The 17,044-nt window shown below is 40.8% G+C and carries 11 protein-coding genes, 1 tRNA gene and 1 pseudogene; 10 read left to right on the top strand and 3 right to left on the bottom strand.

Annotated elements, in window-relative coordinates; genetic code table 11:
- Window positions 1-8 precede the first annotated feature (8 nt).
- A complete protein-coding gene (locus Q4546_RS09965; RefSeq protein ID WP_303446197.1) occupies window positions 9-1,703 on the top strand; it encodes a glycogen synthase in 1,695 nt (564 codons plus the stop codon).
- A gap of 164 nt (window positions 1,704-1,867) precedes the next feature.
- On the opposite strand, the gene pabB is transcribed toward Q4546_RS09965, so the two are convergent.
- On the bottom strand, window positions 1,868-3,283 hold the full coding sequence (gene pabB / locus Q4546_RS09960; RefSeq protein ID WP_303446196.1) for an aminodeoxychorismate synthase component I: 1,416 nt from the start codon (window positions 3,281-3,283) through the stop codon (window positions 1,868-1,870).
- A gap of 157 nt (window positions 3,284-3,440) precedes the next feature.
- Between pabB and Q4546_RS09955 the strand changes: the two genes are divergently transcribed.
- The 8 genes from Q4546_RS09955 (at window position 3,441) to Q4546_RS09920 (ending at window position 13,057) form a co-directional block, all read left to right on the top strand.
- Entirely contained in the window at window positions 3,441-4,982 is a 1,542-nt protein-coding gene (locus Q4546_RS09955) for a fumarate hydratase (protein WP_102476851.1), read from the top strand.
- Window positions 4,983-5,267: 285 nt separating this feature from the next.
- Window positions 5,268-7,328 (top strand): S9 family peptidase, encoded by a 2,061-nt coding sequence (locus Q4546_RS09950; protein ID WP_102438144.1) that lies wholly within the window; start codon window positions 5,268-5,270, stop codon window positions 7,326-7,328.
- Window positions 7,329-7,940: 612 nt separating this feature from the next.
- Window positions 7,941-8,573: a YchE family NAAT transporter gene (locus Q4546_RS09945; RefSeq protein WP_102438165.1), complete on the top strand. Its 633-nt coding sequence runs from the start codon at window positions 7,941-7,943 to the stop codon at window positions 8,571-8,573.
- 236 nt (window positions 8,574-8,809) lie between these two features.
- A tRNA-Ser gene (locus Q4546_RS09940) sits at window positions 8,810-8,897 on the top strand.
- Window positions 8,898-9,316: 419 nt separating this feature from the next.
- Window positions 9,317-9,490 (top strand): hypothetical protein, encoded by a 174-nt coding sequence (locus Q4546_RS09935; RefSeq protein ID WP_303446195.1) that lies wholly within the window; start codon window positions 9,317-9,319, stop codon window positions 9,488-9,490.
- Between the two features lie 44 nt (window positions 9,491-9,534).
- Window positions 9,535-9,927 (top strand): DUF3465 domain-containing protein, encoded by a 393-nt coding sequence (locus Q4546_RS09930; protein ID WP_368506619.1) that lies wholly within the window; start codon window positions 9,535-9,537, stop codon window positions 9,925-9,927.
- Between the two features lie 314 nt (window positions 9,928-10,241).
- Window positions 10,242-11,093 (top strand): CPBP family intramembrane glutamic endopeptidase, encoded by an 852-nt coding sequence (locus Q4546_RS09925; RefSeq protein ID WP_303446194.1) that lies wholly within the window; start codon window positions 10,242-10,244, stop codon window positions 11,091-11,093.
- A gap of 377 nt (window positions 11,094-11,470) precedes the next feature.
- On the top strand, window positions 11,471-13,057 hold the full coding sequence (locus Q4546_RS09920) for a BCCT family transporter (RefSeq protein ID WP_102436208.1): 1,587 nt from the start codon (window positions 11,471-11,473) through the stop codon (window positions 13,055-13,057).
- A 70-nt stretch (window positions 13,058-13,127) separates the two neighbouring features.
- Here Q4546_RS09920 and Q4546_RS09915 read toward each other — a convergent pair whose 3' ends face one another.
- Window positions 13,128-13,844, bottom strand: coding sequence for a 3'-5' exonuclease (locus tag Q4546_RS09915; RefSeq protein WP_102436210.1), 717 nt, complete (start codon window positions 13,842-13,844; stop codon window positions 13,128-13,130).
- A 3-nt stretch (window positions 13,845-13,847) separates the two neighbouring features.
- Window positions 13,848-15,731 carry a DUF294 nucleotidyltransferase-like domain-containing protein gene (locus Q4546_RS09910; RefSeq protein WP_102436212.1) on the bottom strand — a complete coding sequence of 628 codons (1,884 nt, stop codon included), beginning with the start codon at window positions 15,729-15,731 and terminating at the stop codon, window positions 13,848-13,850.
- 267 nt (window positions 15,732-15,998) lie between these two features.
- On the opposite strand from Q4546_RS09910, the pseudogene Q4546_RS09905 reads away from it, so the two are divergent.
- Window positions 15,999-16,997 (top strand): annotated as a pseudogene (locus Q4546_RS09905) (transposase).
- Window positions 16,998-17,044 lie beyond the last annotated feature (47 nt).

The raw sequence follows: 17,044 nt of genomic DNA, 5'->3' as shown, positions 1-17,044 counted from the left end.
ATTCACTAGTGAAAAAAGTATTAATGATCGCAGCTGAGAACGACGCGATATCTGGCGCGAAAGTCGGTGGTATGGCTGATGTTATTCGCGACTTGCCTCCAGCATTAGCAAGCGAAGATATTATTGTGGATGTGGCTATGCCTAATTATGGCTATATTGCACAAACTTATAATGCTAATAACATCGGCACTGTAGCGGTAAAATTTGGTGCTAATATTGAAATCGTCAGCGTGGCGCTGATGCCAAGACCCAGAACCAGTGTTGACGGCAATACAAACCTTAACAGCCAAGTATACTTATTTGAGCATCATTTATTTAATAGCGAGGGTAATCAAGTTTATTGTGCAGGCAGTAATGATAGGCCCTTTGCTGATGACGCCACTAAGTTTGCCTTATTTAATTTAGCGGTAGCCCAAGCTTATATTGATGGTTTAATCCCCGAAGTTGATGTGATGCATATGCATGACTGGCACGCCGGAATGCTGGTGATGTTACGGGCATTTGACCCACAATATGCCATGTTAAAGCAATGCCAATGTGTATTCTCAATTCATAATTTAGCCCTGCAGGGCATAAGACCAATACGTGATGATGTCTCATCATTTGCTGCATGGTTTCCTGAGCTAACGCACCTTTTAACAGATGAGCAAAAAGCTCATTTAAGCGATCCACGATATCCTAACTGTGTAAACCCAATGAAAATGGGTATTGAGCTCAGTGACAAGGTGCATTTAGTATCGCCGACCTATGCTCATGAGGTGTTAATGGCATCCGATCATCAAAATGGTTTTTTTGGTGGTGAAGGCTTAGAAGCGTCCATGTTAGATAAACATAATCGTGGTGACATTGTAGGAATACTCAATGGCTGCGTTTATGAGAATGATGACAGTGGTGTTAATGATAGTGGTGTTAATAGTGCTGAAAGTGAATTGACCACTGCAAAACCTGATAAGAAAACCGCTAACAAATCGATTAATCAGCTATTAGTGAAATCACAAGATGCAGTCATTAAATGGTTAGGTAAAACAGACTCTGCTCGCAGTGTCGATCAAATAACTTTAGCGCGTTTACAACAATGGCAAATGCAACAAATCAACCAAGCGAGCTCGATTGATTTCTTAATGACATCAGTAGGGCGGTTAACAGATCAAAAGGTGTTGCTGTTACGTCAACCCTATCCCGTTGAGGCAAACAGTACTGGCCAAAGCCTATTAGACGCTATGCTGATTGAGTTAAAACGATTAAAACCCCAAGGGGTGTTTATGCTACTGGGGAGTGGCGATCATGTCATAGCCAAAGAGTTTCAACAGGTCGCATCAAGGCACAGTAACTTTGTGTTTATTAATGGCTATGATCAGCAATTATCCGATGAACTTTATCAGTTAGGTGATTTGTTTGTCATGCCAAGTAGCTTTGAGCCTTGTGGTATCAGCCAATTATTAGCCATGAAGCAAGGTCAGGTGTGTATTGCCCATGGGGTAGGTGGTTTACGCGATACCATTAAAGATCAGCAAACCGGTTGGTTATTTGAAGGTCATAATTTAGCTCATCAAGCGGAACAATTTATTCAGGTGTTAATTAACGCCTTAAGCTTGAGTAATGAGCAACCTGAGCAATATCGTCAAATGGAGATTGCTGCCAGTCAAGAACGCTTTAGCTGGCAACAGGTGGCTAAGCAATATCGCCAGCAGTTATACAGTTGAATACCTTTTTACTACTAAGTTAAAGGTTAAGTAAAGCGGCAGTGTGATGATTGTGAGATTTAACTCAACCCTTAGCTTAGTTAAGTTTTAGCTGAGTTAACTTTCGTAAGCTTCAGCTTAACCCTTAACAGAGCTATTACTATGGTTGAATTAATATGCTTGTTTTAGAGCTTTTCTAATATAGGCAGAATCTTACTGACCTTATCAAAGCATTCTTGATACTCAGCATCGGCATTAGAATCTGCCACTACACCGCCACCGGCCCAGCAATAAATCTTATCTTCTTCAGTCAGCAAGGTTCTAATGGTAATGCTGGTATCCATAGTGCCATCTTGACTGATATAACCAATACTGCCGCAATAAATACTGCGTCTTGATGGCTCTAATTCTTCGATAATTTGCATGGCTCTAATTTTGGGCGCGCCAGTGATAGAACCACCCGGAAAGGCTGCCTTGATAATATCGATGGCAGACAAATTAGCCGCGAGGGTAGCTTCAATGGTGCTGACTAAATGATGCACCGCAGGGAAGCTCTCAATATCAAATAACTTGGGCACATTAACTGTGCCCGCAGTGGCGACTTTACTGATGTCATTACGCAGCAAATCCACAATCATCACGTTTTCAGCGCGATCTTTTACTGAGTGCTGTAACTGCTGGGCTTTTTGTTTATCAATTTCTGCATCTGCTGAGCGAGGCAAGGTGCCCTTAATAGGCTTAGTAGAAATCTTATCACCAGAAAGTTGAATAAATCGCTCTGGCGAAATTGACATTATGCAGTGATTTTCCAATCTCAAGAAGGCTGAAAAAGGGGCTTTATTGGCTGCAGATAACGCGCAATAAGCTTGCCACTCATTGCCATGATAGTTAGCTGAAAACCGCTGAGTTAAATTTATTTGATAGCAATCGCCAGAATGCAAATATTGTTGCACCCTATTAAATTTTTCTTGGTATTGCTGGCTTGTAGTTTGATCCTCCCAAGGGGAGGTTAGTTTGAATTTTGGCTGCGTGGATTTGTTTTTGGTTATTTTTTTAGTTGCGACCTCAATTTTATTCAATGCAGTATCAAGGGCAATTTGGCCTTGATAATGTAAACCAAACCAGCATTGCTGTTGATAGCAATAGATTAAGCAAAAGTCATAAAAACCCACGCTCATTTCAGGCAAGTGAATATCTTGCATAGCGCTGTCTGGCAGTTTTTCTATCACTCTACCCAAGTCATAACTAAAGCTACCTAATGCGCCGCCGCTAAAAGGGAACTTGCATGGCTGTTTTGTCGGGTAAAGTGTTTGCTGCAGCTGAGCTAGATTATCAAAAACAGCTTGCTGACTATCAAAGCTCGCTAGTAACGGGCTTAACGCTTCATCGACAATAGTGAGTTTACTGAGGTTATTTTGATATGTTAAACAAGCAATTGGACTAATAGCAATAATGTCATATTTAGCATCAGTATGGGCTGCGTTGGCCGAATCTAACAGCATAGCCCAAGGCTTGTGGCAGAAATGTTCAAACAAGGTGTGCGTACTAATATTCCAATCCAGTTGCTGAATTGCCAGCGATTGCTTGCCCCGAGAATGCATGTTGTAACCTATTTAAAATGTGATGTAGCCCAAAAACGTTGGAAAGAGTATCATATTGTCCCTGAAAGGATTAATAGCTAATTGAAGGCAATTTTAAAATTGCATTCATATAAAAATAAAACAAGTTATGCCGCAATGGCTGCTGGAGCGCCCCTATATGTCTACAAACTCATCTGCTAATGTCGTGATCAAGCAAGCTGACTTTATTGAAAGCATTGCTGATTCTCTGCAGTATATTTCGTATTACCATCCTAAAGATTTCGTTGATGCAATGGCTAAGGCCTACGATCGTGAAGAAAGCGAGGCTGCAAAAGATGCCATCGCACAGATTTTGATTAACTCACGTATGTCAGCAGAAGGTAAACGTCCTTTATGCCAAGACACAGGTATTGTGACCAGTTTTGTCAAAATTGGTATGGCAGTGCAGTGGGACAAAACCGATATGACGGTTCAGGAAATGGTAGATGAAGGTGTACGCCAAGCTTACCTGAATCCCGATAACCCTTTACGTGCATCAATCGTTGCCGATCCTGCAGGTTCCCGCAAAAACACTCGCGATAACACGCCATCTGTAGTTCATATTGATATGGTGCCAGGTAATCATATTGAAGTCATGATCGCAGCAAAAGGCGGCGGATCAGAAAACAAATCAAAAATGGTGATGTTAAACCCGTCAGATGATATTGCTGCGTGGGTTGAAAAAACCTTACCGACTATGGGCGCAGGTTGGTGTCCGCCAGGTATGTTAGGCATAGGTATTGGTGGCACAGCTGAAAAAGCCGCGGTACTTGCAAAAGAGTCGTTAATGGACCCGGTTGATATCCATGAGCTAATGGAGCGCGGCGCTGAAACCACTGAAGAGAAGCTTCGTTTAGATATCTTTGAACGTGCCAACAATACGGGTATTGGCGCGCAAGGCTTAGGCGGCTTGACCACGGTACTTGATATTAAAATTAAATCAGTGCCGACTCACGCAGCGTCAAAACCTGTGGTAATGATCCCTAACTGCGCAGCAACACGTCACGTGCATTTCCATTTAGATGGCACTGGCCCTGCTGATTTAGTGCCGCCATCATTAGCTGATTGGCCTGAAATTACCCGTGAAGCAGGTGAGAATACTCATCGTGTTAATTTAGACACAGTTACTCAAGCTGAAATCGAAACCTGGAAAAGCGGCGATACCTTATTACTTAACGGTAAAATGCTAACAGGTCGTGATGCGGCTCATAAGCGCATTCAAACCTTGATTGAATCAGGTGAAGGTTTACCTGATGGCGTCGACTTTACTGGTAAATTTATTTACTACGTAGGGCCTGTAGATCCAGTAGGCGATGAAGTTGTGGGCCCTGCAGGCCCAACAACCGCAACCCGTATGGATAAGTTCACTGATCTTATGTTAGATAAAACGGGCTTAATGGGCATGATTGGTAAGTCTGAACGTGGGCCACAAACCGTTGAATCAATCAAAAAACACAAAGCCGTTTATTTAATGGCTGTCGGCGGCGCTGCTTACTTAGTATCTAAAGCGATTAAGAAATCTCGTGTGGTGGCTTTTGAAGACTTAGGTATGGAAGCTATCTATGAATTTGATGTTCAAGATATGCCGGTTACCGTGGCTGTGGATACTCAAGGCGTTAATGCCCATGAAACAGGTCCGGCAATTTGGAAAGTTAATATTGCTAATGCCAAAAACAAATAAGCGTTAATTTTAATTTCACGTTATGGTTTTTGTGGTTAATTTCGTCAAATAGCGCAAATAATCTCGCTCAGGTTTGGATTGTGTCAAAATCCTATTGCCTGAGCGTTTTTGTTTGGGTAGTGTGCTATCAGTACTTATTATTGGTATTTTTGAAACAGTGTACTTTCAGTCTGTAAACTGTTTGATAACAGCATTTCATCGATTAATCATTTTGCTGTGATGTAGCACTAAAAAATAACACAGACATTGGTAACACAACAAAAATTAAAAAGAGAACTTCATCAAATGAAAAAATCGTCAATTTTACTCGCTATTGCAACTGCAGGCTTTGCCTTGTCAGTACAAGCAGCAGAGCCTGCTAAAACCCCCTTTAATGTTCAACAACTTGTAAAGTTGAATAAGCTTCATTCTGCCGCTGTATCAAATGATGGCAGCAAGTTAGTGTATGCCGTTAAGTTAATTGACGAGCAGGGCGACAGCAGCTCTGATTTATACTTACTGGATCTGAGTGATAAAAATGCTAAGCCAGTTCAAATTACCTCACATAAAGGCACTGAACATGACGTAACTTTTAGTGTTGATGGTAAATCAATTTATTTCTTAGCAGCGCGTAACGGTTCTAGTCAGTTATTTAACTTAGCCTTAACAGGTGGCGAAGCGATGCAAGTGACTGACTTACCATTGGATATCAATGGCTATAAGTTATCAAATGACGGCAAACAAGTTGTCATGAACATGCGCGTATTTCCTGACTGTAAAGACTTAGCTTGTACGGTTGATCGTATTGAGGCTGAAGAAAACAAAAAGACCACGGGTCGTGAATACAAACAACTCATGGTTCGCCATTGGGATACATGGGAAGATCACGCCCGTAACCATTTGTTTGTCGGTCAGCTAAATGGCAAGCCAGTAACAGATGTTGTTGATGTTACCCAAGGTTTAGATACTGAAACCCCGCCAAAGCCTTTTTCAGGCATGGAAGAGGTGACCTTTACCGCAGATGGTAAACACATTGTTTATAGCGCCAAAGCCCCAAGCAAAGATCAAGCATGGACGACCAACTATGATCTATGGAAAGTGTCTGTTGCTGGTGGCACGGCTGAAAACCTAACGCCAGATAATAAAGCATGGGATGCACAACCGACTTATTCTAAAGATGGTCGTCAACTGGCTTATCTTGCGATGAGTAAGCCTGGATTTGAAGCTGACCGTTACCGCATTATGTTGCGTGACACAGTTACTGGCGCAGAAAAAGAAGTGGCACCGTTATGGGATCGCAGCCCAAGCTCACTGACCTTCAGTGATGATGGCCGCACGCTTTATGTCACGGCGCAAGATGTAGGTCAAGTGACCATCTTTGAAGTTAACACTCAGTTTGGTGATGTCCGTCCGATATACAATGATGGCAGTAACAACCTTGTCGCAGTGACAGAGTCAGGGCTTATTTTCAGCAACAAATCATTAGTTGAGCCCGGCGACTTATATAAAATTAGCCTTGAAGGTGAAAACCTCACCCGTTTAACCAATGTTAATGAAGACAAATTAGCTGAAATTCAATTTGGTGAGTTCCAGCAATTTAACTTCAAAGGTTGGAATAACGAGACAGTACACGGTTACTGGATTAAACCTGCTAATTATGAAGCCGGTAAGAAATACCCAATCGCATACTTAGTTCACGGTGGCCCGCAAGGTTCATTTGGTAACTCATTCAGTGGTCGCTGGAATGCACAACTTTGGGCTGGCGCAGGTTATGGTGTGGTTATGGTCGACTTCCATGGCTCAACCGGTTATGGACAAGCCTTTACTGATTCAATCACCCAAGATTGGGGTGGTAAACCGCTTGAAGACTTGCAAAAAGGCCTAGCAGCGGTTGGTCAGCAACAAAAATGGCTAGATACCGATAATGCCTGTGCATTAGGTGGCTCATATGGCGGCTACATGATGAACTGGATCCAAGGTAACTGGAGCGATGGCTTTAAGTGTCTTGTAAACCACGCTGGTTTATTTGATATGCGTAGCATGTACCACGTAACAGAAGAGCTTTGGTTTCCTGAGTATGAATTTGGTGGTACATACACTGAAAATAAAGAACTATATGAGAAGTTCAATCCAGTAAACTATGTTGAAAACTGGAACACACCAATGTTAGTGATCCACGGTGAGAAAGACTACCGCGTGCCTTATGGGCAAGGACTAGCGGCATTTACATACATGCAGCGCAATAACATCCCATCAGAGCTATTAATGTTCCCTGATGAGAACCATTGGATCTTAAATCAAGATAACCTACAGCAGTGGTACAAAAACGTACTAGGTTGGATGGATCGCTGGACTGAAAACAAATAGTTTTACGGTTAGGCGAACAAAAAAGAGATGCTATTTAGCATCTCTTTTTTTATGGGCTGAAAAATTAATTACTCTGAAATGGGTAATTTTTCAGCTAGATAGTTTCGAGGCTTGTTTTATCGACTATATTGAGTTCTGTAGATGGGCACTTTTGAGCCGTTTTAGTAATACATACAAGGTAAGTTAATCTTCTGCGTGAACCCGTCATTTTTCGATGACCATTTTTATGACAGATCCTAGTACGTTTACTCATAGTGTTTACCCATAGTGATTTCAATCTACTTACTGTCGTTAATAACGCCGATTAAGTAACTAACATTCAATAATGAGGTTTATTGTAACAGTACAAAGCTTGATGATGAATTTTTATAGCGCTTTTTTACTCGATTATGTCATTAAATTTCATTTATGTCGTAAGTGGTGTTTGTAGACATTGAATTTTGTTAATTGGCTCCGAAAAGCTATTGTCGTAAAAGTAAATTAAGGTCAGATTAGGTTTATTATTAACTAGCTCATATTTGTAAGAAAATACATTTGTAAAATGCATAAAAAGCAGTAGAGTTGCGCGATTATTTTTTTGACCACAAAACCATTGATATAGAGGGTAAGCTCGTGGATTTAATGCTTTACGTTAAGTTTTTCTTAGGATTGATAGCAATTATCAACCCTGTGGGCTTATTGCCTGTGTTTGTGACCTTAACCAGTCACCAAACTGAGGTAGAACGTAACCATACAGGTAAAGTGGCAAACTTTGCCGTGGTGATTATTTTGTTAACCACGATTTTTATTGGAGAGCATATTTTAAATATGTTCAGTATCTCTTTATCAGCCTTTAGAATTGCCGGTGGCAGTTTGATTGCGATCATCGCGATGTCTATGCTGCAGGGTAAATTGAGCCAAGTGAAACGTAACCAAGAAGAAGACCGTGAAGCATCAGGCATGGAGTCGGTTGCTGTGGTACCACTGGCATTGCCATTAATGGCTGGTCCTGGCGCCATTAGTTCAGTTATTGTATTTTCTTCTACTAATAACTCATTGGTGGACATGATAGGTATGTCCATTACGGTGATTATTTTTGGTTTAATGAGTTTTGGTTTGTTCAGAATGGCACCGATTATTTTTAAGTTGCTGGGTACAACAGGCATTAACGTCATCACGCGTTTAATGGGGCTGCTAATGCTTTCAATTGGTATTGAAGTGATAGCTGCCGGTATTAAAGGTTTATTCCCAACGCTAATGAGTTAATAACGTGCTTTATTTAATCAATCGAGCAACGGAATTGCTCGATTTGAACAGCAAACGTCCAAGAGTTTGTAAAACATCGATTTCTGCTTGACCTCAAATACGCATTTGCGTAAAGTACCGCTCGTTCTACAACATAAGGTTTTTCATAATTACCTTATATTCAATAGTGTTAGCTTATAGCAGTATAGATAAATAGAACCGTGCCACTCACACGTTAAAATGATTGCAACAAATTAGGTGACGTGTCCGAGTGGCTGAAGGAGCACGCCTGGAAAGTGTGTAAAGGGCAACCTTTCGAGAGTTCGAATCTCTCCGTCACCGCCAAATTCCTCCAAGCTATTTTTATTTAAATCCCCAAGTTATTATTTAAACTTCTAAGTTATTTATTAAACCCTCAAGTAATTCTTTAATTTCAAAAATTGATTTGTTTTAGCAAACTCAGTATCAAAACCTAGGATTTTTATTAATGCTTAGTATTTTTATACTGACATCAGCAATTAATCGTCACTTTAAAATTATTCCTCATCATGACTTTGTCAGTCTTAACACTGTTTTATCATCTACATTTAGTGTCGTCGATATGAATTTGATAAGTCACAGCGTGGCTTATTCGAGTATTATGCCTTTCAAATCTGCTACTTATTTATTGTATTAGTTCAATGGTTTAGTTAAAATAATTTAGCGCTTCATACGAGATTTAACAGCGCTTAATGGATTTAGCCATTTTATTAAAGGGATAATATATGTTCGCACAATTTTTTATCGTTATTGTAGGCTTAGCCAGTTTGGTTGGAGGAATACAAGGTGGTGATTACTTATGGGCTTTTTGTGGGCTGATTATGTTTACAACTTCGGCTGTAACACTCTATTGCCTTAAAACGGGTAAGGTATTTGGCGACGATAAAAACACCCAATAAATGATTCACTTGAACGTTTAAAGCAAATACTTTTATAGATAATAATGATGAAATGGCTATTTACTTGCCTATTGGCGCTGACAAGTGTGTTACCCGTCTGGGCAAATTACACTGTCATTCATCGCGCTTATGAGTCTAAAAGCGGCGATGTTCAAGTTAACTACAGTGGTCGAGTGGTTCATATTCTCGCTGATGATAATCAAGGCTCAAGGCATCAAAAATTCATTCTAAAACTCAATAGTGGCTTAACCTTGCTGGTAGCCCACAATATTGATTTAGCCCCGAGAGTTTCAAATTTGCGTGTTGGTGACCTTGTTGAGTTTTATGGTGAATATGAATGGAGCAAAAAAGGCGGGGTGATCCATTGGACCCATGCAGATCCTGCAGGGCGACACGCCGAAGGCTGGTTAAAGCATGATGGTACTACCTATAAATAATTAATGTTTTTTTAGTTTTATTAGATCAACAAGGAAGTTTTAAATGAATATTAGTATCACCAACAGAAATCTACTACTGCGCATCTTAATCAAAGGTGTTTTACTTTGGGGGATCTCAACTGCGTTTTATTCCAGTTGATTATGCACTTAACAGGAGAAGAACACTTTTTTGATGGCATAGTGCTATCTTTAATTACTTTTCCTATTGGTGGTATTTTTTATGGTTATTTAACTTGGCGATTGCAGCATAAATCAAAAAAATAGCTTTATATATTATAACGGCCATATAGGTCGTTCATTTAGTGGAGTAAAGCTTGAACATTACTAGAGATAGCGTACTAACGCTGGCGACATTTTTCTCACTGGTTATCGTATTTTATGTTGTAGGCTACTGGTTAATTTTTAGGATGGGTCAAGCAACACCGCTAATGCTCTCTGTTGGCGCTGCCACTATCTTAACGTGTATTATTCGTAAGCGGAGCCTTTCAGGTCTTGGTTGGCACTGGGGGCAGTGGAAATACCAATGGCTAAGTTATCTTGTTCCTTTTGCCATCGCGTTAATGGCATACCTGTTGGTTTGGTTATTAGGTGTCGCAGACTTTTATGATGCTGATTTCTTGTTTACACAAAAACAAAAGTACAATTTAGTTCATTGGAACGACGCCAGTATATTTTTATTTCATTTTATATTAGTTGCGACAATCAGTTTTTTTGTGTCTTTACCTTCGATATTAGGCGAGGAGATTGGCTGGCGTGGTCTACTTGTGCCTGAGCTGTCTAAGTTTATGTCTTTCACTGGTGTTGCCCTCGTGAGTGGATTGGTTTGGTCCGTATGGCATTGGCCACTGATCATCAAAGGCTTATATGGAAATGATGTCACTCCTTTATATTATCAGCTCATCATTTTCAGTGTTTTTATCATTTCAACTGGGATGATAATGACTTATCTGCGGTTGAAAACAGGTAGTTTGTGGACTGGGGTGATATACCACATGAGTTCAAATATTTTTATTCAAAAAGTATTTACACCGATTACGCTGCAAAAAGCCGATTCGAGTTGGTATATGGATGAATTTGGTGTCATTACTGCGCTGGTAGCAGCTTGTGCTGCGTTTTATTTTTGGCGCAAAGGCAGGGTTGAATTCAATGATTTGAAAACGCTTTAAATTAAAAATGACTAATGCTATCTTCGCATTTTAAACATTTATCTCTAGTCGATATTTAAGCGCTTACTCATAGTCAATTTTTGAATCGCTGATATGGCTTAACAATAAGCCATATCACTGGTTGATAAAACAGCCCAATCACTTCAAAAAAGCAGAATTTCAAATGCTTGGCCATTTATGCGCTAAAGTTAACTAGACTTTAAACTTAGTTGCTCATCCGACTAAAAGCCTTACTCGACAGTTCTGTACGAACGTTTAACTCATAGTGTGTTAGGTCACATCTAAGATAATTTCTGGCACTTTAGTCAGCAAGTTGCCGTTCAATAGGGTAAAATAACCTTTAATGTACTAATGAAGTTTGTTCTAAATGAGGATTAATGAATAGCAATAACGATAAATATAGTATAGACAATACCGATTACACAGTCGGACAAGATAACATTCAAAAGTGGGGCTTTGACGTCCACAACCCTGTTTTTGGGATCAGCGCCTCCTTAATTGGACTCTTCTTAATCGCCATTCTCTTGGTTGAACCAGAAACATCAAAATCTGTATTAGATGGCATAAAATGGAAAATTATTGGTACTTTTGATGGCCTATTTATGTGGTCTGCCAATCTGTTTGTGTTGTTTTGTTTGGCAATGATCATTTCGCCATTTGGTAAAATTCGCTTAGGTGGTGATGAAGCCAAGGCCGATTACTCAATGTTGTCATGGATAGCCATGCTATTTGCCGCGGGAATGGGCATTGGTTTAATGTTTTGGGGGGTAGCAGAGCCTGTAGCTTATTTCACTGGCTGGTATGAAACACCACTTAATGTCGAGCCAAACACACCTGAAGCTGCGAAGTTAGCACTGGGTGCCACCATGTTCCATTGGGGCTTACATCCATGGGCCATTTACGGTGTAGTATCACTATCACTTGCTTTTTTCGCTTATAATAAAGGCTTACCACTTTCAATGCGTTCAGTTTTTTACCCAATATTGGGCGATAGAACTTGGGGTTGGCCAGGCCACGTTGTTGACATTTTAGCGGTACTTGCCACTTTATTTGGTCTGGCGACATCCCTCGGCCTTGGGGCTCAACAGGCTGCCAGTGGTTTTCACCATGTATTTGGTATGGATAATGGCTTAATGCTGCAAGTCGGCATTATCGTGATAGTGACGTTAATTGCTGTGGTTTCTGTGGTTCGCGGTATTGACGGTGGTGTAAAAGTTATCAGTAATGTCAATATGTTGTTGGCGCTGGCATTAATGTTATTTGTTATATTAGTGAGTTTTGCGGTTTCTATGGGTACCATTCCCATGACCGTAATGGGCTACATTGAAAATATCATTCCTTTAAGTAACCCAATGGGTCGTGATGACGAAGCTTGGATGCATGGTTGGACCGTGTTTTATTGGTCTTGGTGGATATCATGGTCTCCTTTTGTAGGTATGTTTATAGCGCGTATTTCCCGTGGCCGTACCATCCGTGAATTTATGATGGCTGTATTGATTGTACCTACAGTGGTGACAACCTTGTGGATGTCAGTATTCGGTGGCGTTGCGATTGATCAAGTGGTCAACAAGATTGGTACCTTAGGTGAGAAAGGCTTAACAGAAGTGCCTTTAGCGATGTTTGAGATGTTTGATGCATTGCCAATGGGCAATATATTATCGTTATTGGCCGTTGTATTGGTACTCGTATTCTTTGTAACCTCATCAGATTCTGGTTCACTGGTGATTGATAGCATCACATCAGGCGGTAAAGTCGATGCACCCGTTCCTCAGCGTGTATTCTGGGCCTTTATTGAAGGTGCGATTGCTGCGGGTCTACTTTGGGTTGGTGGCACCCAAGCCATTGAAGCATTGCAGGCTGGTGCGATTTCAACGGCTTTACCATTTACCATTATTTTATTGGTGATGTGTGTCAGTTTGATTATGGGTCTGCGAACTGAAAAAAGGCCTGGGTTAAGGAGCTAACCTAAACCTAAATCAAAACCAAAGCCCAGTTTCACTTGTCATTATTCAAGTGAAACTGGGCTTATTCGATCTATACCCATAGCTTTTTTATCGGTGTGTCTGGGCTAAAGTGGTACTGAATTTGAGCTTGCAGTAATTCAGCGGTTGCGATGGCATCGGTTAATGCATCGTGTGGTGGATAGGTGGGTAGATTGTATCGGCTACGACTATTAGCAAGTCGAATTGATGCTGGGCGAGTGTTTCTCAGCCAATCTAAAAAGCTTCGGGGTTTTGCCTGTTGAATATTAGCTTCGAGCTGCATGGTATCAACTACAGGGAATACAATCCCTTCGTTTATTAAACTGCGAAGTGCGGCGTCAAAAAAATCTCGTTCTATTCTGCGATAATGCACTACCACAATTTTGCCTGCCAACTCATCTAATAGTTGTTCTAAAATTCGGAGTAAATCAGGTGCGCCTTTTAAGTCTGAATGGGTAATACCATGGATGATGATGGAGTCTTCTTTGAGTTTATCTTCTGGTGAGATAAACCAATGTTTCGCCTTTCGACAGGCGATGCGATCTAAGGTAAACGGCACCAAACCTATACTAATAATGCTGTTTTGGTTGGCATCTAAGCCAGTTGTTTCGAAATCTACAGCGACAAATTCAATATCTTTCAGTTTGATTTCTTCGTGGTAAGTGCTGGCATTATAGAATTTTTTTAATCTGCTATCTTTACTTTCTTTGGCTTTGATTTGCAAAAAAGCTTTCCAGTTTAAAATTTCTTGGTTTGTAAAAAGTCGCATTAATTATCCTTGCATGCTGCTAGCACTGTAACGGAACTTTAAAAAGTTTTGCGCACTGCTTAGTACCAAAAAAGCATCTTTTAAATTACGTCTTTCAAAATCAGACATGTTTTCAGGTTCAATATTATTATCGGCTTCTTGATCCGATTGAATATCTAATGCTTGATGGCGAATGCGAACTAAAGAGATAAACTCCATTGCATGCTGTAAATCTTTACCTTTTGACGGCGGTAAAATTCCGGCTTCGATAATGTCTTCTAAGCGATCAAATGAATTTTGCGATTGTGAGCCAATGGCGAGGGCGTGGACACGGATAAGATCAGCTAATGGCGCGGTGCCACGGCGCTTTAAATTAATTGAGTTGTTATGGCGACCGTCTTTTTCCATGACAAAGTCTTTAAAAAAGCCCAGTGGTGGGGTGCGATTAATGGCGTTTCTTGCAAGGCAGGCTAAAAAGCGATTATTCTTTTTTGCTTTTCTGAGTATAAAGGCGTTGAGCTGTTCAGCCCATTTGGGTCTACCGTATACCCCATAAAGATCAAAAAAGATTGAGCAGTTTAATAGTGCTTGAGGCTTTGGATTATCAATCCAGTCGGCAAAACACTCTTCCCATTGGGATTGGGTTTTTCGATACTCTGGATTTGTTGCCATTATGTCACCGGTGCAATAAGTGTAGCCACAGGCAGCTAAACCATCACATACATAGGTGGCTAATTGCTTAAAGTATTCACCATGAAGTGATTCTTGATATTGATTATCTAAAATAATCGCATTATCTTGATCCGTTACAATAAGTTGCTCATCACGAGCCATAGAGCCTAATGCTAAAAAACAATAGGGCACGGGTGGCGGTCCTAATCTTTCTTCAGCCAACTCCAGTAAACGCTGCTTAAAACTTCTACCAATTTCAGACATGGCGCGACCCACCATGTGTGAGTTTGCATCTTCGTTGACCATACGCACAAAACAATCTTTAAGCTGATGTGACAAGATAATTAAGTCATCAATACTGTTTTGCTGAAAAATACTGCTAACAATCAATAAGCTGTTTTGGGATTCATAGCGAATAATGTCACTGACTTCAATTAAACCAATAGGTTGTTTGTTTTTTAATATCGGTAAGTGATGAACGTTATACCTGAGCATCAGCAGCATGGCTTCAAAAATATAGGCGTTATGATCTAAAGAGATAAGCTCGGTGGACATGACCTCTGCAACTTGGGTTTCTACATCTAACCCTTGGGCGAGCACCTTTGCACATAGATCTCGCTCAGTGATGATTCCCACAAAGCTATTACCACCTTCATCGGCAAGATTGGGGTCGTTAATAATGGCCGCTGATACATGCTCTTCAGACATGGTTTTAGCCACGTTTTGAATGGTGGTAGTAATGGGTAGCATCACAGGTTCGCGACTCAGTAGCGTTTTAACCTTCGAAGTAGTGAGTGAGTTAGCATCGTCGCTATTGTCCTCAACCGCTTGCTGTAAACGAATGCTACCTTCGACCTCAACAAAGTCAGCAAAGGCGTCATAGCGCTCGCAAAAGTCTTCAAAAATACTTTCAGGAATACAGTAGAGTAGGGAGTCTTTGAGGGATTTTGCAGGTAAGCGTACTTTATTATTGGTCAGTAGCCCCATTTGGCCGAATAAGCCTCCTTGATCAAGGCGGTTATACAGTTCCCCTGAACGTCGGTAAACCTCCACGACACCACTGCGGATCATATAAAGTTCGTGTATTTTATCATTAAAATCAATGATCATACTGTTAGCACGACTATAGGATATCTCGACACTTTGTGATACTTCGATTAATGCCTCTTCTGGCAATTGATCAAAAGGTGGGTACTGGCGGATGAAGTTACGAATTTCAAGTAGCTCGACTTCCATTATTCGCTCGATATTAGGGGGATTTGAATAGATGTTAACTAGTATATGGCATATATAGGTGATCTGCAGCTTGGTGGGTCGCAGACTGGTATTAATATCTAAATATTTTCATCGTTTTAAAATAATAGCAGCGAAATATCGTTAATCTTTAACCATTCAATCAAGTCTGTTGTAAAAGCTTAGTCATGGTCATACAGTCGATTTTATGTCTTTGCTCATTAGCGGCTAAAAACCACCTCTAGGTCTTTTTAATGGTGGGTAAAATAGATGCCGCGCCCTCGTAGAAGCCAAATTAGCCTAGAACTATTACCAACGAGATAACCCTTATTGCCATTGTTGCAGCCGTGTGGTTGGCCGTGCATTCTTTTAGAGTAAAGAGTATGTGGTGATGATAAATACACAGGTAACAACTATGACCACAGACGTGGCTGGGTTGAATCACTCATTCTTTAACTGACAGATGTGTTTGCCATTGATGTGGCGGCTTATGCGGTGATGTCTAATCATCTGCATGTGGTGTTACACATTGATATTGAGACAGTAAATAACTGGAGTGACCGCGATGTGGTGATGTAATGGCATAAGTTGTTTAAAGGCGATGGGTTAACCCAAAAATTTGCTAAAGGTCAGCTCATTGAACCTCACGAGGTAGTAAGGTAAAAGCACAGCATCGCTATTTACCGTAGCCGCTTATGTGACATCTCTTGGTTTATGCGCTGCTTGAATGAACCGATAGCCAGACAAGCCAATCAAGAGGATAACTGCTCGGGTCGATTTTGGGAGGGCAGGTTTAAATCTCAAGCGCTTTTAGATGAAGCGGCAGTTTTAGCCAGTATGGCCTATGTGGACTTAAACCCTATACGCGCCAATATGGCCGCCACACCAGAGCAATCAGACTACACCAGTATCCAACAACGAGTAAAAGCGGCAATAAAAGGTGAGCAGCCTAAAACCTTGTTGCCATTTATTGGTAATGAACGTGCTAACCAACCCAAAGGCATTGCATTTTCATTAAAGGATTACCTTGAACTAGTGGATGATACAGGGCGCATTATTCGTGATGATAAACGCGGCGCAATCAGTCAAAGCAGTGCGAAGTTACTCACCAGGCTTAATATTCCACAACAAAACTGGCTTAAAATCACCACCGAATTTGGTCAGCTATTTCATGGCCCAGTGGGCTCACTGCAAGAGCTAACACAATACTGTGAGCATTTACAAAAACGGCGACGGCACTTTGCTACAAGCTGCCAGCATTTTCAGTAAGCAGGCACGTTAAATAGGTTCAATATAACTAATATCACCAAAGTTAA

The sequence above is a fragment of the Shewanella sp. 4_MG-2023 genome (assembly GCF_030548015.1).
In the GTDB taxonomy this organism is placed as follows: Bacteria; Pseudomonadota; Gammaproteobacteria; order Enterobacterales; family Shewanellaceae; genus Shewanella.
Note: the sequence above shows the minus strand (reverse complement) of the source record. Positions and strands in the feature narration are given on the sequence as shown.

Bases quoted from the DNA above. Each gene is read 5' to 3' on its own strand.
- pabB (WP_303446196.1), bottom strand. From the start codon at position 3,283: ATGCATTCTCGGGGCAAGCAATCGCTGGCAATTCAGCAACTGGATTGG.
- Q4546_RS09955 (WP_102476851.1), top strand. From the start codon at position 3,441: ATGTCTACAAACTCATCTGCTAATGTCGTGATCAAGCAAGCTGACTTT.
- Q4546_RS09950 (WP_102438144.1), top strand. From the start codon at position 5,268: ATGAAAAAATCGTCAATTTTACTCGCTATTGCAACTGCAGGCTTTGCC.
- Q4546_RS09935 (WP_303446195.1), top strand. From the start codon at position 9,317: ATGTTCGCACAATTTTTTATCGTTATTGTAGGCTTAGCCAGTTTGGTT.
- Q4546_RS09930 (WP_368506619.1), top strand. From the start codon at position 9,535: ATGATGAAATGGCTATTTACTTGCCTATTGGCGCTGACAAGTGTGTTA.
- Q4546_RS09920 (WP_102436208.1), top strand. From the start codon at position 11,471: ATGAATAGCAATAACGATAAATATAGTATAGACAATACCGATTACACA.
- Q4546_RS09915 (WP_102436210.1), bottom strand. From the start codon at position 13,844: ATGCGACTTTTTACAAACCAAGAAATTTTAAACTGGAAAGCTTTTTTG.
- Q4546_RS09910 (WP_102436212.1), bottom strand. From the start codon at position 15,731: ATGGAAGTCGAGCTACTTGAAATTCGTAACTTCATCCGCCAGTACCCA.